The organism is Streptomyces sp. NPDC047043 (assembly GCF_040644055.1).
Classification (GTDB): Bacteria; Actinomycetota; Actinomycetes; order Streptomycetales; family Streptomycetaceae; genus Streptomyces.
In genome coordinates, this window is record NZ_JBEYVO010000026.1 from 161,735 (window position 1) to 180,147 (window position 18,413).

An 18,413-nucleotide genomic window follows, 5' to 3' on the forward strand; every position below is an offset into this window, starting at 1 on the left:
ATGTTCCCCTCAGCCCGTGTACTGGGCGAAGACCTTGAGGTAGTCGTACGGCTGCTGCGACACACCGCTGCACGAGTCGCCGTCGGTGCCGGAGCCGCAGGCGCGGTCGCGGTTCACGGACCAGTAGGTGAGGCGCCCGATGTGGTGCTGCTGGGCGTAGGCGAGCATGGTCTTGAAGTCGGCGACGCGGACGCGCTCACCGGAGTCGTCGGTCTTGCCGTTCATGGACGACAGGCCGATGTGGGCGTACGCGGTGGCGTCGTTGTAGCCGTAGGCGGACTTGACCCGTGCCTTGAGGCCCTCCATGGCCTGGGTGGTCAGGGTGCCCATGTTGGTCGTGCCGCCGCCGAAGTCGAACGGCATGATGCACCAGACGTCGTTCGCGAGGCCGGAGTTCGCGGCCCGCTTGATCATGTCGACGCCGGTGGAGTCGGGGCCGCTCGTGGTCGTGCCGAAGGTGATGACGGTCTTGAGGCCGGGGTTGTCGGCCTTCACCTTCTTCAGCGCGTCGACGACGCGCTGGCGCACGGTGGCGTTCGACCACTCGGTGTTCTCGATGTCGATGTCGAGGGCCTTCAGCTTGTAGGCGTTGATCACCTTCTGGTAGGCCCCCGCCAGCGCCGAGGCACTGCTGCACTTCTCGCCGAGCTTGGCCCCGCTCCAGCCGCCGACGGAGACGATCACGTCACCGCCGGCCCCTCTGATCGCGTTGATCTTGGCCTGGTCGTTGCCGCCGGTCAGCGCACGCGAGCCGTCCCACTTGGGGTTGCAGGTGCCGTCGGAGAGGATGAACGCCATCGTGAACCACTTGACGCCGGTCGCCGACATCACCGAGGTGGGGCTGGGCGGGTTGCCCCAGCCGAGGTACTCGTAGGGGGCAACCGCGAAGCCGGGTGAGGCGGCCGCCGTCCTGAGGCCGTTGACGGGGTTCACACGGATCAGCCGTGTCTCGCCCGGCCGCAGCGTCGCGCTGTAGGAGTCCGCGATCACGCCCTTGTGCGAGCCGGACCAGAGGTCCGTGACGTCACCGGAGCCGGTGAAACCCACCTGCGACCAGTTCACAGAGACCGTCGTGCTGCCGGACGTACCGGTGTTGAACAGCGCGACCACATAGGCGCCGCTGTTCTCGCGTTTGCTGAAGACCTGCTTGACACCACTGTTCACAACCCGTTTCGCCGCGACCCCGTCCTGGTCGACGCCGATCAGCCGGTCGTTGGTGAGCATCGCCTTGTCGACGGAGTCGAGGTGGGTGAGGTCGGTGCCGAGCAGCAGCGGCGAGGCCGCCATCGCCCACAGCGTGAAGTGCGAGCGGCGCTGGTCGGCCGTCAGGCCCGCCTGGTCGCCGTTGCCGATCTCCAGGGAGTCCAGGTCGTTCCAGCCGCCGGGCCCCGCGTACGGCTGCCAGGACGCGGCCGTGTTGAAGCGGGCCGAGACGTGCGACCAGTCGGTCAGCGGATAGCCGCTGCCGTTGGAGCCGGGCCCGCAGTAGCACTCCACATCGCCCTGGGTGCGCCAGCTGTTCGCGAGCTTGCGCCAGGTGGACGCGTCGGCGATCGGGAGGTTGTTGGAGAGCGCGAAGTTGATGGGCCGTCCGCTCGCCCGCAGCGCCTTGTCCCAGGCCTGGACGTCGGGGACGTCCTGACTGCCCACACCGTCGATCTTCAGGTAGTCGACTCCCCAGGAGGCGAACTCCTTCGCCCAGGAATTCACGAACTCCTGCGCGCCCGGCTTGGAGTAGTCGATGTAGTACATGTTCTTGCAGTTGTAGTTCTTCTCGGTCTTCGAGGTGTCCGCGATGTCCTTGGCGTGGTACGAGGTCCCTTCGATCGGCGTGTTCTTCAGCACCGCGTTCTTCGCGATGCCGGGCGTGACGTAGAAGCCGAACTTCAGGCCCTTGGAGTGGACGTAGTCGGCCAAGGCCTTGATGCCGGACGGGAATTTGGCCGAGTCGACGGCCCACCGCCCGTAGGAGTCGACGGCGAAGCCGTTGGAGTCGCACTTCTGCCAGAAGTCGTCGAGGTTGACATACACGAAGCCGTGGTCCTTCAGCCCGCCGGCCACCAGTGCGTCGGCCTGCGTCTTGATCTTCGCCTCGGTGGGCTGCCGACGCACGAAGCTCCAGCTGCTCCAGCCCATGGCGGGCCGGACGGACTGGCCGTTGTCGGAGGCGGCCGCGGGGTGGGCGGCGCCCACGAGCGGCACCGCCGCCGCGGTGAGCAGGCCGGCCACCGCGGCCGTGAGCGATCTGAACCGGTTCATGACTGTCCCCCGTTCGCGGGCGTCGCGTAGGACGTGCCGATCCACGCCTCGTCGACGCGGAGCCGCTTGTAACGTGTCGTGTCGGTGGAGGCGGCCCAGGTGGTGTCGACCTCGAGGCGGACGTAGCGTGCGTTTGCCGCGGTGAGGTCGATTCCCTGGATTCCACGGCGACTTGGGAGCTGGCCGGTCTTGACCGCGCTCCCCCAGTTCGTGCCGTCGTCGCTGAGGAACACCTTGTAGTCCTTGATCCGCGCCGACTGCTCGGTGGCGGAGCGGGCGTAGGCGACGGAGTCCTCGCGCTGGTTGAGGCCGATGTACTGCACCTTCTTAGCCGAGCCGAGGTCGAAGGTGAGGCTGACGGGCAGGGTCTTGTTGTTGTCCCAGTACGTCAGGTAGTCGCCGTCACCGGCGGCCGAGCCCGCATGACCGCTCGCGGAGGCGCTCGCCGTCGTCCTGACGCCGGTGAGGATGCCCTGGCGGCCGGCGGTGGTGACCTTGAAGACGGTGTCGTACGGGTCCCAGTCGCCGAGCCCGGTCAGGGTGAGCACTCCGCCGGACTGCGACCACGAAACGGCCTTGTCCGTACGGAAGTTGGTGACGGAGGCGATGCGGTAGCCGTTGTCGCGGATGCGCAGGGTGCTCGTGCTGGGCGGGGTCAGGACGTGGACGTACTGCCGGTTCGGGTCGTCCTTGGCGATGGTGGTGACGCCGTGGGCGCCGTCGTTCCAGAAGCCGGGCTTGAGGCCGCCGTACATGTAGCCGCCGCCCTCGGTGCCGTGCAGGGACTCCCAGACGGGGTCGAGGTAGGAGTCGGCGAAGGTGTTGAAGGCCGCCTGGTTGGCCGGGAACTTCCCGTTGACCTGGGCGGTTTCGGCCATCAGCGCCTTGACCGACGAGCCGGCGTTGGTGATCAGGCGGCCGAGGGTGAGCTTCTTGTCGACGGCCGGGTTGGAGCCGTCGTACCACCACGCCCCGGTCGAGGGCAGCTTGAAGTCGGCCTCGGTCAGGCGGGGTTGGGCGGTGTAGACGGCCTGCGGGTAGTCGTAGGACGGGGTCATCCCCGTCTTCTGCTCGTTGCTGATCATGTCCATGATCGGCGTGTCTTCGTTGTTGTTGCTGAGCGTGTAGTTGGGGCGCTTCTGGTAGATCTGCTGGTAGAGGTTGTGGCTCTCCCAGTACGCGTTGTCGTTGTCGATCCAGAAGCCGCCGAGGTCCGGGTAGCGGTCCATGACCTCGAAGAAGTTGTCGTAGCTGAACTGCCCGAAGCCGTCGCGGGTGGTCAGGTCGACGTTCTTGCCCTTGTGGGCGGAGTAGGCGGCCGAGTCGAGCCACTCGTGGCCGCCCTCGTCGTGCCACTGCGGGTCGTCGGTCATGTAGAGGACGACCTTCAGGCCCTTGGCCTTGGCGGCGGTGATCAGCTCACCGAGGAAGTCCCGTTTGGTGGCGCAGGATCCGGGGATCTTCGACGGCCAGGGGCGGGCGTAGCCGAGGCGGCTGTGGAAGGTGGCGAGGACGAGGTACTGGGTGTGCAGCTTCTGAGCCTCCTTCACCCAGTAGTCAGGGGTCCAGCCGCCGCTGGTGACGTCGTTCTCCCAGGCGGTGCAGCTGGTGTGGGCGGGCGCGGTGCGCAGGCCCCAGTGCAGGAAGAGACCGCCGACGGAGTTGCGCAGGAAGTCCTGGCGGGGGTTCTCCAGGTCGAGCGGACGCACGGCACTGGTGCAGTCCTCGGTGGACCCGCTGCCCGACACCCGCAGCGCCCCGCCGGACGTGTCGTGACTGCCCGTCAGGCAGTACCCGTCGACGTCCTGGAAGCCCATGTCGTACGGCGAGTTCGAGCCGCGCTGGGCGGTGAGCCCGCTGAACCGGATGCCGTTCGCCGCGTTGGCGATGACCGCCGGGCGGCCGTCGTTCGCAGCGAACTTCACCGAGCTGTCGGTGAACTGGACGTCGTCGGCGTTGTGCAGGTACCAGCCGTAGGCCGGCCGGGTGCCGATGGCCTTCGGGTTGTAGTCGCCCGGGTCGTTGCTCGGCACTCCGGTGGACATGGTGCCGTTGCCGCCGGGGACCGTGATGTCGACCTTGTTGAAGGTGACGCCCTTGATCCGGTGGCCGGTCTCGCCCCAGAGGGTCGGGCTGAAGGACGGGCTGTTGCCGGTGGCCGTGATGTTGTCGTAGGTGATGTCGCTGATCGATCCGACGCCCGGGCTGTTCCCGCACCGTTTCCGTGTGCCGATCTTCTGCATGATCGGCGAGTGGACGTTCGTCATCGTGATGTCGCGGTAGTGGACGTCGGAGATCTTCGCGCCGTCCATCGACACCATGCCGAGGCCGGACTTGTCGGCGCCGTCGATGCGGATGTTCTCGAACCGGTAGTCCGAGAAGTCACCGCAGGTCTCGGAGCCGAACATCAGGGCGTTGCAGCAACGGGCCGACAGATACGAGTCGTTGACGCGGACGTGGCCGTTGGGGAGCTTGGCGCCGAGGGCGTAGTCGCTCTTGAAGACGAGCGCGTCGTCGTTGGCCTTGATGTTCGCGTTCGTCACCGTGACGTTCGTCGTGGAGATGATGTTCCAGCCGTCGCGGTCGCTCGCCGTGTCGATGGTCAGCCGGTCCGAGGTGACGTTCTTGCAGCCGTTGATCAGGGCGGCGAAGTGGCCGCCGCGGCGCAGGGTGAGCCCGTCCCCGATGCGCAGTCCGTCGCAGCGCGTCAGCGAGATGATCTTGTCGGCCTCGCCGGACTTCGGGTTGCCCGTGATCAGGTTGCCGAGCCCGTCGATGACACCGCCGCCGACGAAGCCGATGTTCGTCAGCCGGTCGCCGTAGATCATCGCGTTGTGGAAGTGGCTGTGCCCGTAGTCCTGGTACTGGTCATAGGGGTTGGACTCGGGTGCGTCGTACGTGTCCGCCGACGAGCCCTGGATCGTGGCGCCCGTGTCGACCTGGAGCGTCACATTGCTCTTCATGTGGATGGTGTTCTTGGACTTGTACTTGCCGGCCGGGAAGCGGACCGTGCCGCCGCCGGCCGAATTCGCAGCAGTGATCGCCTTGTTGACGGCGGGGGTGTCGTTGGCCGAGCCGTCTCCCTTGGCGCCGTAGTCACGGACGTCGTAGACGGCTCCTGCTCGTGCGGCGTTGCGCGGCGCGGCGACGGCGGCGGGATGCGTGAGGCCGAGGACGACGGCCAGGACGAAGAGAACGACGGCTGCCGCTCTGCGCGGTGGAACAGTGGGGGGTTTCATGCGGACTGCTCCTCACACGAGCTGGTAGCCGCGGAGATCGGTCAGCAGGAGGTAGGTGTCCTGCAGGGACCCGGAGGTGTCGCCGAGGGAGCGGTAGATCCCCCACTTCGGGCGCACACGGTCGGCGAGGAAGGTGTCGACACCGGTCTTCGAGGCATCGATGACCGTCGAGCCGCCGGACTTGAGGATCCATCGGACGGAGCCCGCCGAGCCGTTGCCGACCTTGATCTGGAAGTCGACGTCGGTCCACTTGTCGTGCAGCGGGTCCAGGTCGGTGCGGCCGACGAGGATGTCGTCGATGGCGAGCTTCAGCTCGATGGTCTGCCTGCCGTTCACGCGGCGCAGCGACTGCACGACGATCGGCGAGGTGCCGTTGCCCGGCTGCTTCATCTGCATGATGTGGGTGAAGGTGGTGGTCGCCTTCAGGGAACTCGGGATGTACATCGAGTACGTGACCCGCCAGGTCTGTCCCTGGGTCCACTTGAGGTAGTTGCTGCCGCTGCCGTTGCGCAGGCCGGTGACCTCCTGGCGCTGGCGGTCGGTCGAGGTGTCGCGGTCGACGGTGTGCATGTTGAAGCGCCAGTTGTTGCCGGTGGCGTAGATGTGCGGATGCCCGGCGGGGTGCGAGTCGGCACGGTCGTCCTCGATCGTCTCGAAGGCGCCGAGGCCGTCACCGCTCGCGGACGGGGCCCACTTCTGCTGCCAGGAGGCGGCGTGGGCGGTGGTGGCCGGCAGACCGACCGCGGCTCCGGCCGCACCGCCGAGGGCGGCTCCCAGCAGAGCCCTTCTGGACGTGCTCATGACACTAATCACCTCGCAGTTGTTCGTTCATGATCAGGAAGGCGCCCAGGCCGTGGAAGTCGTTGGTGGCCCGGGTGCGGGCGACGTAGTACGCGTAGTCGCCGACGTTGGTGCCGATGGAGATGTCGGCCAGGTCGGTGCGGCCGTCGGTGCCGACCGAGAGCTTGGCCAGGACGCCCTGGTAGCCGCGCTGGGCGACGGCCGTGAAGTGCGGGTCGAGGTAGTGCTGTTGGGCGCCGCGCGAGAGGGCGTAGGTGAACATGCTGGAGCAGGACGTCTCGGTCCAGTTGTCGCTCCGGCCGCCCTTGTCGATCACCTGGAACCAGCGTCCGGTCGCCGGGTCCTGGTACTTCTCCAGGCCTGCCGCCAACTTCCGGAATATCGACAGGAGTTGAGGCCGACGCGGATGGTTCGCGGGGATCGCGTCCAGCACGTTGACGATCGCCATCGAGTACCAACCGACCGCCCGGCACCAGTGCTCGGGGGCGAGCCCGGTCTGCGGGTCGGCCCAACTCACGCTCTTGGACTCGTCGTACGCGTGCTTGAGCAGTCCGTTCGCGACCTGCAGATGACTGCCGTAGACGTAGAGCTGCTTCGCCGCCTCGTCGTCGGCGTACGCGCTGTCGCCGAACTCCTTGCCGTACTCGACGAGGAACGGGTTCACCATGTAGACACCGTCCGCCCAGAGTTGGTGGGCGCGGCTGGAGGTGTCGGCGTGCCAGAAGCCGCCGTCGCTCGTGCGCGGGTAGGTGTTCAGCCGGTCGCGGATCTTCTTGGCCGCCTTGCGGTAGCGGTCCTGGCCCGTCTCGTGGTGCAGGATCACCAGGAGCCGGCCGGCCTGCATGCTGTCCAGGCTGTTGAAGGACTGGTCGATGGAGCCGTCGCTCTTCACGAAGCGGTCGACGTAGTTCTTGATGTAGGTCAGGTAGCGGGCGTCGTGGGTGCGCTTGTACGTGAGGTACTGGCCGTAGAGGTAGAGACCGACCGGGTAGGACCAGCCGCCGATGGCGCTCGGGGTGTAGCGGGCCATGGTGGAGTCGACCATGGCCACGGACCAGTCCGGGGCGGCCTTGGGGCGGTGAACGGGCGCAGGAGCGGCCGCAGTCGGCGGGGGTGCGGCGGCCGGCAGCGTGACCAGGCCGGCGGTGACGAGGGCGAGGGTCGCGAGTGCCGTCCGCAGACGTCTGGGGCTCATGTTCCTCCCTTTCGGTAGGCGTACGCGAGGTCGTCGCGCGGCCCCTGCACGAGATCGCGTACGAGATGGTGGTCGGGGGCGTGCCGGCAGGCCGGGTCGGTGCGGGCTGCGTCGCCGGTGAGCGCGTACGCCTGGCAGCGGCAGCCGCCGTGGTCGCTGGTGCGCAGGGCGCAGCCGCGGCAGGGGTCGGGCATCCAGGACTCGCCGCGGTAGGCGTTGAACGCCTTCGACTCCTGCCAGATCCAGGCGAGTCGGTGCTCGCGAACGTTGGGTGGGTCGAGGTCCGGCAGGGCGGCCGCGGCCGGGCACGGCAGGACCGTGCCGTCCGGGGCGACGGTGAGTGAGACCTTGCCCCAGCCGCCCATGCAGGGTTTCGCGGTGGCGTCCACCCAGTCGGCGGCGATCCACACCAACTCCATGGTTCCGTCGAGGAGTTCACGCCGGCGGGCCACCGAGGCGCGGGCCTGTTCGACCTGTTCGCGGGTGGGCAGCAGGGCCGCGCGGTTGTGCAGGGCCCAGCCGTGGAACTGGGTGTGCGCGAGCTCCATGCGGTCGGCACCCCAGCTCAGGCCGAGGGCGATCAGGTCGTCCAGGGCGTCGAGGTTGGCCCGGTGCAGCACGACGTTGAGGCCGAAGGGGAGGCCCGAGGCGCGGATCAGCCGGGCGGCGCGCTCCTTGGCCGCGAAGGAGCGGGCGCCCGCGATGCGTTCGGAGGCGCGCGGGTCGGCGTGCTGCACCGAGAGCTGGACGCTGCGCAGTCCGGCCCCGACGAGTTCCGCCGTGCGCCGTTCGCTCAGGCCGACCCCGCTGGTGACCAGCTGGGTGTAGAGGCCCGCGGTGTCCGCGGCCGCGACGATACGGGGCAGGTCGCGTCGGAGCAGGGGTTCACCGCCGGACAGATGGGTCTGTACGACGCCGAGGTCGGCGGCCTGTCGGAACACGTCGGACCACTGCTCGGCGTCCAACTCCCTTGACCGACCGATCAGTTCGATCGGGTTGGAGCAGTATCCGCAACGCAGCGGACAACTGTGGGTGAGCTCGGCGAGCAGCGCCCAGGGTGCGTCCACGGTCACGTGAGCCAGCCCTCCTTTCGCAACGCGGCGAGGAAATCGGGGACTTCGGCGGCTACGGGCGCGCCCGGGTACCGTCCGTCGAGTTCGCCGACGATGTCCTCGACGCCGCGTGTGCCGTCGCAGAGCCGGAGGACGGGGCCGGCGCTGCCCCGCAGCACGACCACCCGCTCGGGGAGCAGCAGCAGGTCGGTGTCGCGCACGCGGTCGTGGCGCAGGACGACTCCGCGGGAGAGAGCCGGATGCCAGGTCATGGCCGGCCCCCGTCCGCCGCGCCCGTCACGCCCTTGGCGCCCGCTCCGTCCACCGCGTCCAGCAGCGACCACAGCACATCGCACTTGAACTGCAGTGCGGACAGGGCGCGTTGCTGCTGCTCGGGAGTGCGCGCGAGGTCGAGGACCAGCGCCAGAGCCTCGACGCCGTCGCGGCCGCCCTGGTCGATGCGGGTGCGGAAGTAGGCGAGGCCGGCGGGGTCGATCCACGGGTAGTGGCGCTCGAAGGCGGCGATGCGGGTGCGCATCAGGTCGGGTGCGGACAGCTCCGTCAGCGAGGCGGCGATCGCGTCCAGGGCCGGACGCAGGCGGCAGAAGTTGACGTATCCGTCGACCGCCAGACGCACACCGGGCAGCACCCGGGAGCCGTCCCACAGCTCGTCGCGGTGCAGCCCGGCCGCCTCTCCGAGCCGCAGCCAGCGCTCGATCCCGCCCTCCCCGTCGGCCGTGCCGTCATGGTCCTGGATGCGCCGCAGCCAGGATCTGCGCAGCTCGGGCCGGTCCAGCTCGGCGAGGATCAGGGCGTCCTTGACGGGGATGTGGCGCTGGTAGTGGAAGCGGTTGGCGATCCAGCGGCGCAGCTCCGCCGGGCTCAACTCGCCGCGGTGCATACGCAGGTTGAAGGGGTGGCGGTCGTGGTAGCGCTCCGCGGCGACGGCACGCAGCCGCGCGGTGAACCCGGTGGTTCCCCGGGCGGCGGCGCCGTCGACGCGGAGGGGTGTCGCGGTCATGACGCGGTTGCCGTTCGGCCGGTCAGCGGTCGCCGAGGGCGTAGGCGGTCACCTCGAGGGCAGTCTCCACGACCGCATAACCAGGGCTTTGCCAGACCTTTTCATCCGATGTCTCCTGCGTCTCCTGGAGGGGCTGTTCCGTCCGGAGGGCGTGAAGGAGCGTCTCGTTCATGCGGCTGTACCTGCTTTCCTGAGGGGTGGGGGGTCTCAGATGCCCAGACAGGTGCGAGGTGTTCACATGCATGCACCGAGTTCATGAACTCGTTCGGTGGCGCGATCCAGAGTTGCGGGATGGACGGGCCGCGGTCAATGGTCCGGACCGAAGACGTCGGATGCATTTCCGGCCAATCTCGGGTACCCGGACTGACTCATCGGTCAGTTCGGACGGATTTCCCGGTCAGGAATGCATCACGGCCCGTGATCGTTGACGATGGGAGCACCACCTGACGACAACCGTAAGGATCAAGAGCTCGTGAGCAGCAAGGTCCCCCCGATCATCCTCAACAACGGCGTCGAGATGCCCCAGCTGGGCTTCGGCGTCTGGCAGGTGCCGGACGACGAGGCGGAGCGGGCCGTCGCCACCGCGTTGGAGGCCGGGTACCGCAGCATCGACACAGCGGCGATCTACGGCAACGAGGAGGGCACCGGCAAGGCCATCGCCGCCTCCGGCGTCCCGCGCGAGGAAATCTTCCTCACCACCAAGCTCTGGAACAGCGACCAGGGATACGACGCCACGCTGCGCGCGTTCGACGCGTCGCTGGAGAAGCTCGGCCTGGAATACATCGACCTGTACCTGATCCACTGGCCCACGCCGGCGCGCGACAAGTACGTCGACACGTACAAGGCGTTCGAGAAGCTGCACGCCGACGGCCGCATCCGTGCGATCGGCGTCTCCAACTTCGAGCCGGACCACCTGCAGCGGCTGATCGCCGAGACCTCGGTCATCCCGGCGGTCGACCAGATCGAGCTGCACCCGCACCTGCAGCAGCGCGCCGCCCGTGAGTACCACGCGGAGCAGGGCATCGCCACCGAGGCCTGGTCGCCGCTCGGCCAGGGCAAGGGGCTCCTGGAGGTCCCGGCGATCGTCGCCATCGCCCAGAAGCACGGCCGCACCCCGGCCCAGATCGTGCTGCGCTGGCACCTCCAGCTCGGCAACGTGGTGATCCCCAAGTCCGTGACCCCGTCCCGGATCAAGGAGAACATCGAGGTCTTCGACTTCAGCCTGGACACCGAAGACCTGGCGGCGATCAGTGCGTTGAACGAGGACCGGCGCCTGGGCCCCGACCCGTCGAGCTTCAACATGGCCTGACGGCCGCTTCGGTACGGACGTCGGCCCCCGCCGTGCGGCGGGGGCCGACGCATGCGCGGAGTCGGACCCTCGGCCGACCCCCGTGCGCTTCGACCAACTCCCGTGCGGGAGGCCTCAGTCGCCCCGCACGTCCGTGAAGACGACCTCGAACTCCTCCAGTCCGACCACCGTCACATGCGCCTTGGCCGCACCCTCGTGCCGGGCCGCCGCCTGGGCGCTGCGGGAGGCCGCCAGCGACTCGCGGTCGACGAACATGGCGCCGACCAGGCCGCGGCCCCGTTCCCGGTCGACGAGCAGGGAGGTCCTGGCCAGTCCGGGCAGGCCCTCCAGCCGGGGGACGACCGAGGTCCGGAAGGTGTCGGCCAGCAGATCGGCGTCCGCGGGGTCGAACTCCAGCCTGGTGAGCCGCAGTCCGCCGCCGGCCTCCGGCTTCCGTACCGGATGGAAGACCGCCGCCTCGTAGTTCTCGACCGAGGTCGTCGCCGCGAACGGTTCCAGCAGCACCCCACGCCGCTCGCGCATGACCTCGTCACTGTTGCGCCGGGCCTCCTCGGACTCCCACCAGCTCACCGCCAGCAGCTTGCCGAGCGCCCGGTCCACGAAGATGCCCGCCCCGCGGTACCCCGGACGTTCCTCGAGCAGCTCCCGCCCCTGCGAGTTCAACGCCCTGATGGCCGTGTCGATCTTCGCGGGATCACCGGTCGCGTACACGGTGCGAACGAACATGACGCCTCGCCTCCCGGCTGATTTTCCGGAATGTTCGATATCGCCAGTGTTCTCCTGCGGAGAGACCGCTGCAATCAGGACGCCGCCTGGACCGGCTTGCCGCGGGGGGTTGACGCGGCCATGCCGACGGGGCACCTTGTACGCCAACCCGGTCAGGAAACTTTCCTAACAGAAGGGTCCCCCACAGTGCGCATACGAACACTGACCCTCGCTGCGGCCTCCGGCGCCGCACTGCTCGCCGCCGGAGTGCTCCCCGCGAACGCCTCCGGCACCTCGGGACCGGCGTCCACCCAGGAGGGCTCGGTCAGCGCGGCCGACCTGCTCGCCAAGGTGACGTCCTGTTCCCAGATCTCCAACGGCAAGTACAAGACCGACGACGAGACCTCGGCCAACATCCCCGTGTGCGGCAAGAACGGCGCCGTGTTCTGGAAGGCCGACATGGACATCGACTGCGACGGACAGCGCACGTCGAAGTGCAACGAGGACACCGACCCCTGGTACCAGGACGACACGGCGTTCCACCAGTCCAACGGCAAGCCGCTGAAGGCCGATTCACTGCCCTACGTGGTCGTGCCCAGCTCCAGCAGCATCTGGAAGTACTCCAGCGCCGGCATCAAGGGCGGCGGCGTGGTCGCAGTGATCTACAACAACAAGGTCGAGTACGCCGTCGTGGGCGACACCGGCCCCACGAAGATCATCGGTGAGGCGTCCTACGCCACCGCCAAGGCCCTCGGTATCGACTCCAACCCCGAGACCGGCGGCACCGACTCCGGCGTGACCTACATCCTGTTCAAGAACTCCCAGGTGTCCCCCATCGAGAGCCACAGCGCGGCGGTCACGCTGGGGGACAAGCTGGCGAAGCAGTTCCTGCAGAACAACTGACCCCGACGGACAGCCCGTCCGGCCTTCGTGCGGGGGTCAGACGGGCTGTCCGATCGGTCGTACGACGATGGTGTTGACGTCGACGCCCTCGGGCTGGCGGATCGCCCACACGACCGAGTCGGCGATCTGGTCCGCGGTGAGCAGGTGACCCGGCGGCAGCCCGTTGCCGTCCCAGAACGGCGTTTCCACGCGGCCGGGGGCGATCAGGGTCACGCCGACGCCCCACTCGGTGACCTGGCGGCGGGTGTTCTCGGCGAGCCCGGTCACCGCCCACTTCGTCGCCCCGTAGATGTTGCCCGGACCGTGCACGAACCCGGCGACGCTGCCGACCAGGACGATCCGGCCGCGGGTCTCCTTGAGCGCGTCGACGGAGGCGCGGATGAGCAGGGCCGGGCCGAGGACGTTGGTCAGCACCATCTCCGTCCAGCCGGCCGGGTCGCCGTCGGCGACGGTGTCGTGAGTGGCGAAGCCGGCGTTGGCGACGACCGTGTCCAGTCGGCCGAACGCCTTCAGCGTGCTGTCGACCGCCGACTGCACGTCCGCGTACTCGGCCGCGTTGCCGACGATCGTCAACAGTCCCTCGGGATTGCCGAGTTCGTCGGCGAAGGCGCTCAGCCGCTCCTCCCGGCGCCCGGTGACGGCCACCCGGTGCCCGGCGTCGAGCAGCAGCCGCGCGGCGGCGGCTCCGATGCCGGTGCCGCCGCCGGTGATCAGTGCGACGGGAGATTCGGTGCTGGTGGACATGGTTACCCCCTGTGGTCGTACGCACGGGTTCGTGCGTACGGGAGGGAGTGAATCAGTTGGAGCATTCTCGAAGTCAAGGCCATGCACCTCACATGGCGTGGACCGCCGTGTGCACCGTGTGTGCCGCCAGGACGAACACGTCCGGCCGGTGGTGCACGCTCGCCTTGTCGTCGGGGTCGAGGAGCCGGTCGAGGGTGGCGCGGTCGTCGGCGTCGAGGTGGTCTCCGAGCCCGTCGCGGATGCGGGAGAGGGAGGCCGCGACGTAGGCGCGGGCGCGGTCCTTGGCCGGGGCGGGCAGGTCGAGCAGGAAGGTGCGGGTGCCGGTGGGCCTGAGTCCGGCGGCGGTCATCAGCGCCTGCCAGTCCTCGGCCTCGGCGACCGCGCCGGGCAGACTCGCCCGCATCTCGGCGAACCACTCCTCCTCCACCGCGTCGAGGCGGGCCTGCAGTCCAGGGCGGCCGATGCCGATGTCGCGCGGCAGGAACCGGGCGGGCAGACCGCCCTCCATGATCGCCAGCGTGCCGCCGGGGGCGAGCCGCGCGGCGAAGGCGGCGAGGGCGGCCCGCTGGTCGCCGAGGTGGTGCAGGCTGCGGCTGGCCCACAGCAGATCGGCGGGGTAGTCCAACTCGTCCAGCACGTCCGGGAGTTCACCGGCCAGGGTGCCGAAGCGGTCGCCGACGCCGAGCCGGTCGGCCCGGGCCTGGGCCCGTTCGAGCAGCGGCGCTGAGCTGTCGACCGCGACGACCCGCGCCCCGGGGAAGGCCTCGGCGAGCAGACAGGCGACGACGCCGGGTCCGCTGCCCGCGTCGACGATCAGCCCCGGTTCGGTCTGCTTGTCGGTCAACCAGGCCATCGCCCGCTCGTACAGGGGCGTGAACAGCTCCGCCTGCGATTCGAGCAGCGGGGCCATCTCGGCCCAGTCGATGTCGGTGTGGCCGTGATCGAGGTGGCCGTGTTCGTGGGAGTGTCCGTGATCGTGGTGGTGTCCGTGCGCCATGGTGTCAGCCTCTCCTCCGGGTGCGGCCAGGGTGCGCCGACGCACCGCGTCGCGGCCAGTGCTGTTGCCATGACGGCAAAAAGCGGCGGCAAAAAATCAGATGCGCGGCTCCGGGCGAGTCGCCCACGATGGCCCGATGGACGACGAGATGGTGGAGCGGTTCCTCAAGGACGGGTTCGTGAAGATCGAGGGGGCGTTTCCGCCACGGGTCGCCGAGAGCTGCGCGCGGCTGCTGTGGCAGGAGACGGGGTACGACCCCGACGACCCCGCCACCTGGAAGGACCCCGTGGTCTGGGTGGCCGGAATGGCACAGGGCCCGTTCGCGGCGGCCGCCAACTCCCCTGTGCTGCATGAGGCGTTCGACCTGCTGGTCGGCGAGCGCCGCTGGACGCCGCGCTACTCGCTGGGAAGCTTCCCGCTGCGGTTCCCGCACGAGGAGGAGCCCGACGACGCGGGCTGGCACATCGAGGGCAGCTATCTCCCCGAGGGCGCCACCCTGTGGCACACGAACCTCCGCTCACGGGAGCGCGCCCTGCTGATGCTGTTCCTGTTCAGCGAGGTCACCGAGGCCGACGCCCCGACCCGCATCCGTGTCGGCTCACACCTCGACGTGCCAGCGGTGCTGGAGCCGTACGGCGAAGAAGGGGCCTCGTTCATGGAGCTCGGCCCCAAGGTCGCGGAGGCCTCGGCCGCCCGTCCGCTCACGTACGCCACCGGCCGCCCCGGCGACGTCTACCTCTGCCACCCGTTCCTGGTCCACGCGGCCCAGCCCCACCACGGCACCCGCCCGCGCTTCATGGCCCAGCCGCCCCTCATGTCTGCTGTCCCCTACGAGCTGAACCGCCCCGACGGCGACTACTCGGCGGTCGAGTTCGCAATCCGCCGGGGCCTGGCCGACGAGACCTGACCCCGGCGGAGCCGTCACCGCGTCATGACAGGGGCGGATACGCGTTCTGCATCAGCTGCTGGAACTGCGCCGAGAACCAGTGCCCCGACAGCGGAGCGTTCGGCAGCGCACCCGACATGCTGTTCCCGTTGCGCGCATTGCCCGTGTACGTCGGGTCGCACATCCGGTCGAACCCCTTGCCCTCGTCATTGGGAATGGCGGAGCTGGACCCGTCGGACTCCCCCGGCGGCTTCATCCACACATACGCGTCGATCCCGGTCGCCGGATTGGCCTGCGGCCGCTCGCCGAGTCCGGCCCCGGACTGGTTGCACCAGTTCCCGACGTGGATGCGCCGGTCGTAGCGCCCGCCGTCGACGTATGTGTCCACGCTGGTCGTCGAACCCGGTCCGGCGGGCCGGGCAGTGCCGCCCCACCCGTTCCTCGACGTGTCGATCAGCATGCCGATACCGGAGTTGAAGCCCACCGAGACCAGCTGGTTGCGGAAGGCCTGCGCGTACGACAGCTCGTCCACGTACCGGTTCCAGTCCACCCACTTCGACTGGCGCACGGACGTGCCGTTCACCGTGTCGTTGATGGTGAAGTTGTTCTCCTTCAGGGCGCTGTAGTTCGCCGTGTTGGTGATGAAGCCCTGCACGTCGTCGACGGTCGCGCCCTCGCTGGTGGCCGCCTGCTTGAACAGGGTGGCGGCGGGCGCGAAGTTGTCGTCCCAGCCGAGCCAGCCGTGGTGGCCGGCGTCGATGTAGTTGTAGACGTTGGGGATCGCGCCGAGCTTGGCGAGCGCGTAGCCCACGCCCTTCACGTAGTTGCCGTTGGCCAGCATGGTGTCGCACTGCGGGGTCGCGGTGGCGCGGCTGCCGGTGTTGGTGACCAGGTTGGGCAGCGAGTCGATCTCGATGGTGGTGACGATCCGCAGCGAGCTGTACTTGCTGTCGGCGAGGATCGCCGCGATCGGGTCGATGAACTGCGTCTTGTACTTGTCGATCTCCGTCGGCCCGAGCTCGCCGTTGGAGGCGAGTGCCGCGCAGTCACGCCCGGGAAGGTCGTAGACGACGAGCTGGACGACCTCTTCCCCGCTGCCCTTCTGCGCGAGGGCCGCGTCGAGGTGATCGCGCAGCCCCATGCCGCCGCCCACGCCGTTGATCGCGGCGATGCGGTCGAGCCAGACACCGGTGGGCTGGTTGGAGATCCGGCTGCCGCCCGTCTCCGCGGCGGCCTTCGCGGACCACTCGGGGTTCACGTACACCTTGGCGCCGGTGTACGGGTTGTCGACCTTGTCGCTCGGCCCCGTCGGGTCGGTCGGATCGGTGGGTCCGGAGTCGACGTTGCAGGTCACACCGTCGAGCGTGAAGCCGGTCGGGATCGCGTTGCTACCGCTGTAGGAGGCCTGGAACCCGAAGCTGACCGAACCTCCGGTCGCCAGCGAGCCGTTGTAGGTCTCGTTGGCCGCGGTGACGGCCGTACCGCTCTGGGTGAGCTTGGTGTTCCAGTAGTTGGTGACCTTCTGATTGCCTGCGTACGACCACTTCACCGCCCAACTGCTCTTGGCGGCACCGTTGTTGGTGACCGTGACGGCGGCGGTGAAGCCGGTGTCCCACTGGTTCTGCACCTTGTAGTCGACGGTGCAGGGGACGGCGGCCGTGCCGACGTCGCCGGGGACGACGGCCGTCGCGGTCCCGGCGGCCGAGGCGACCAGCGCCAGGGCGGCGAGTATCGCTGTTCTGGTACGACTCATGAGTGCGGGTTTCCTTGTCCGTTGCGGGAGTTGTCCGTTGCGGAGCTTTCGGAAGTCATCCGTTCAGGGCACGCAGGTGATCGCGCAGCCCTATGCCGTACGACGTGGGGGTCCCGTCGTAGTCGGAGATCAGGGACGGTCCGGAGGAGCAGTCCCAGGTGTTCCAGGTCCAGCCGAGGTAGGAGAGCCCCCGGTCGTCGAACCACTTCATGACCTGGTCGACGAACCCGTGCGAGCAGGTGTTCTCGCCGATCTCCCCGGCCACCAGCGGCACTTGGGCCGCGACGGGGGCGAGCGTCGAGTTCCAGCAGCTCTCGTTCGCGCAGGTGTTGAAGTTGTAGACGTGGTACGCGGCGACCAGATTGCCCGTGGGGTCGCTGGGCCGGTACGTCAGCCACTGGCTCAGGTCGTTCGAGTACGCCAGTCCGCCGGCCATGACGACGTTCTTGGCGCCGGTGCCGCGCACCGCGTCGACCAGGTCCTGCACACCGGCGACCTCGTACCCGATGCCGGGGCAGGTGCCGCCGTCCCGCCAGCACTGCCACGCCTGGGTGGTCGTGGAGGTGGCCCGGTCCGGATACGGCTCGTTGAACAGATCGAACACCACACCCGGGTCGGCCTTGAAGGTGTTCGCCACCGAGGACCAGAAGGACGGTGTGTACTGCATGTCCGGCATCGGTTTCTGGCAGCTGGCGTGCACGTCGGAGCAGCCGGCGGAGTTGCCGGTGTACTGGCCGTAGGTCCAGTGGAGTTCGACGATCGGCGTCATGCCGTGCGCCTCGACGCGGGCCACCAGATCCTTGACCGCGTTGATGTAGTTGGCGCCGCCGTACGCGGACTGGATGTTGGAAAGTCCCAGCCAGCACTCCTCGTTGAGCGGAATGCGGACCGTGTTCGCCTTCCAGTCGGCGATCGCCCTGATCGCCGCGTCGTCGACCGGGCCGTCGAAGATGCCCCGGCCCTGCACGCACATGAACTCGCCGCCGGACCGGTTCACACCGAGCAGCCGGCGCGTCGCTCCCGAGGCGTCCACGAGCTTGTTCCCGGAGACGTGCAGCGCGGGCGCCGTACCCGTCGCGGGCGGATCGGTCGGTGTCGGCGACGGTTGCGAACCGGCGTTGCACGTCGTCCCGTTGAGCTTGAACGACGTCGGTACGGCGTTGGTCCCCGACCCCGGCCAGGAGGCGATGAACCCGGCGCTGACGCTCGCGCCCGTGGCCAGCGAGCCGTTGTAGCTCTCGTTGGCCGCGGTCACCGTCGTACCGGACTGGGACCACTTGGCGTTCCAGCCCTGGGTGACCTTCTGACCGCCTGCGAAGTCGAAGCCCAGGCTCCAACTGCTCACGGCCGCCGTGTTGTTGGTGATCTTCACGGCACCTTGGAAGCCGGTGTCCCACTGGCCGGTGACGGAGTACTCCACCGAGCAGGCGGGCGTGGCGCCGTGCGCCGTGACGACCGGTGCGACCACGGTGCCCACCAGGGCCACGGCGGCGGCAACGGCTAAAAGACCTGAACGCGGGGGGTGTCGCATGAGCGACTCCTTGCAGAT

The 18,413-nt window shown here is 68.7% G+C and carries 16 protein-coding genes; 3 read left to right on the top strand and 13 right to left on the bottom strand.

The genetic code is table 11. From position 1 onward, the window contains the following. Positions 1–9: 9 nt before the first annotated feature. From ABZ880_RS35600 to ABZ880_RS35635, 8 genes are read right to left on the bottom strand one after another with little or no spacing between them, the layout of a single operon-like run. The gene (locus tag ABZ880_RS35600; protein ID WP_361271670.1) at positions 10–2,259 is read right to left on the bottom strand and encodes an alpha-galactosidase; all 2,250 of its coding nucleotides are present in this window, start codon (positions 2,257–2,259) and stop codon (positions 10–12) included. Next, positions 2,256–5,498 (bottom strand): glycosyl hydrolase family 28 protein, encoded by a 3,243-nt coding sequence (locus tag ABZ880_RS35605; protein ID WP_361271673.1) that lies wholly within the window; start codon positions 5,496–5,498, stop codon positions 2,256–2,258. The genes ABZ880_RS35600 and ABZ880_RS35605 overlap by 4 nt, the downstream gene beginning before the upstream one ends. Positions 5,499–5,510: 12 nt before the next feature. Continuing rightward, positions 5,511–6,299: a Tat pathway signal sequence domain protein gene (locus ABZ880_RS35610; RefSeq protein WP_361271676.1), complete on the bottom strand. Its 789-nt coding sequence runs from the start codon at positions 6,297–6,299 to the stop codon at positions 5,511–5,513. A gap of 4 nt (positions 6,300–6,303) precedes the next feature. Next, positions 6,304–7,494, bottom strand: a complete 1,191-nt coding sequence (locus tag ABZ880_RS35615; RefSeq protein WP_361271679.1) for a glycoside hydrolase family 88 protein — start codon at positions 7,492–7,494, stop codon at positions 6,304–6,306. Then, positions 7,491–8,567, bottom strand: a complete 1,077-nt coding sequence (gene pqqE / locus ABZ880_RS35620; protein ID WP_361271681.1) for a pyrroloquinoline quinone biosynthesis protein PqqE — start codon at positions 8,565–8,567, stop codon at positions 7,491–7,493. The genes ABZ880_RS35615 and pqqE overlap by 4 nt, the downstream gene beginning before the upstream one ends. Next, complete coding sequence (gene pqqD, locus ABZ880_RS35625) at positions 8,564–8,818, bottom strand: pyrroloquinoline quinone biosynthesis peptide chaperone PqqD (RefSeq protein ID WP_361271684.1); 255 nt, start codon at positions 8,816–8,818, stop codon at positions 8,564–8,566. Before pqqD ends, pqqE begins: the two co-directional genes overlap by 4 nt. Continuing rightward, positions 8,815–9,567: a pyrroloquinoline-quinone synthase PqqC gene (gene pqqC, locus ABZ880_RS35630; RefSeq protein ID WP_361271687.1), complete on the bottom strand. Its 753-nt coding sequence runs from the start codon at positions 9,565–9,567 to the stop codon at positions 8,815–8,817. The genes pqqD and pqqC overlap by 4 nt, the downstream gene beginning before the upstream one ends. Positions 9,568–9,589: 22 nt before the next feature. Further along, positions 9,590–9,739 (bottom strand): pyrroloquinoline quinone precursor peptide PqqA, encoded by a 150-nt coding sequence (locus ABZ880_RS35635; RefSeq protein ID WP_361271690.1) that lies wholly within the window; start codon positions 9,737–9,739, stop codon positions 9,590–9,592. Positions 9,740–10,039: 300 nt separating this feature from the next. Between ABZ880_RS35635 and ABZ880_RS35640 the strand changes: the two genes are divergently transcribed. After that, on the top strand, positions 10,040–10,876 hold the full coding sequence (locus ABZ880_RS35640) for an aldo/keto reductase (RefSeq protein ID WP_361271693.1): 837 nt from the start codon (positions 10,040–10,042) through the stop codon (positions 10,874–10,876). A 114-nt stretch (positions 10,877–10,990) separates the two neighbouring features. On the opposite strand, the gene ABZ880_RS35645 is transcribed toward ABZ880_RS35640, so the two are convergent. Next, positions 10,991–11,602 carry a hypothetical protein gene (locus tag ABZ880_RS35645; RefSeq protein WP_361271695.1) on the bottom strand — a complete coding sequence of 204 codons (612 nt, stop codon included), beginning with the start codon at positions 11,600–11,602 and terminating at the stop codon, positions 10,991–10,993. A gap of 186 nt (positions 11,603–11,788) precedes the next feature. On the opposite strand from ABZ880_RS35645, the gene ABZ880_RS35650 reads away from it, so the two are divergent. Continuing rightward, complete coding sequence (locus tag ABZ880_RS35650; RefSeq protein ID WP_361271698.1) at positions 11,789–12,484, top strand: glycoside hydrolase family 75 protein; 696 nt, start codon at positions 11,789–11,791, stop codon at positions 12,482–12,484. Between the two features lie 36 nt (positions 12,485–12,520). On the opposite strand, the gene ABZ880_RS35655 is transcribed toward ABZ880_RS35650, so the two are convergent. Both ABZ880_RS35655 and ABZ880_RS35660 read right to left on the bottom strand, forming a co-directional pair. Then, entirely contained in the window at positions 12,521–13,228 is a 708-nt protein-coding gene (locus ABZ880_RS35655; protein ID WP_361271701.1) for an SDR family NAD(P)-dependent oxidoreductase, read from the bottom strand. Between the two features lie 88 nt (positions 13,229–13,316). Then, a complete protein-coding gene (locus tag ABZ880_RS35660; protein WP_361271703.1) occupies positions 13,317–14,225 on the bottom strand; it encodes a methyltransferase in 909 nt (302 codons plus the stop codon). A 100-nt stretch (positions 14,226–14,325) separates the two neighbouring features. Here ABZ880_RS35660 and ABZ880_RS35665 point away from each other — a divergent pair, with 100 nt between their 5' ends. After that, positions 14,326–15,132 carry a phytanoyl-CoA dioxygenase family protein gene (locus tag ABZ880_RS35665; protein ID WP_361271706.1) on the top strand — a complete coding sequence of 269 codons (807 nt, stop codon included), beginning with the start codon at positions 14,326–14,328 and terminating at the stop codon, positions 15,130–15,132. Positions 15,133–15,154: 22 nt separating this feature from the next. On the opposite strand, the gene ABZ880_RS35670 is transcribed toward ABZ880_RS35665, so the two are convergent. Both ABZ880_RS35670 and ABZ880_RS35675 read right to left on the bottom strand, forming a co-directional pair. Then, the gene (locus ABZ880_RS35670) at positions 15,155–16,864 is read right to left on the bottom strand and encodes a glycoside hydrolase family 6 protein (RefSeq protein WP_361271709.1); all 1,710 of its coding nucleotides are present in this window, start codon (positions 16,862–16,864) and stop codon (positions 15,155–15,157) included. A gap of 55 nt (positions 16,865–16,919) precedes the next feature. Further along, positions 16,920–18,395 carry a cellulase family glycosylhydrolase gene (locus ABZ880_RS35675; RefSeq protein ID WP_361271711.1) on the bottom strand — a complete coding sequence of 492 codons (1,476 nt, stop codon included), beginning with the start codon at positions 18,393–18,395 and terminating at the stop codon, positions 16,920–16,922. Between the last annotated feature and the right edge of the window lie 18 nt (positions 18,396–18,413).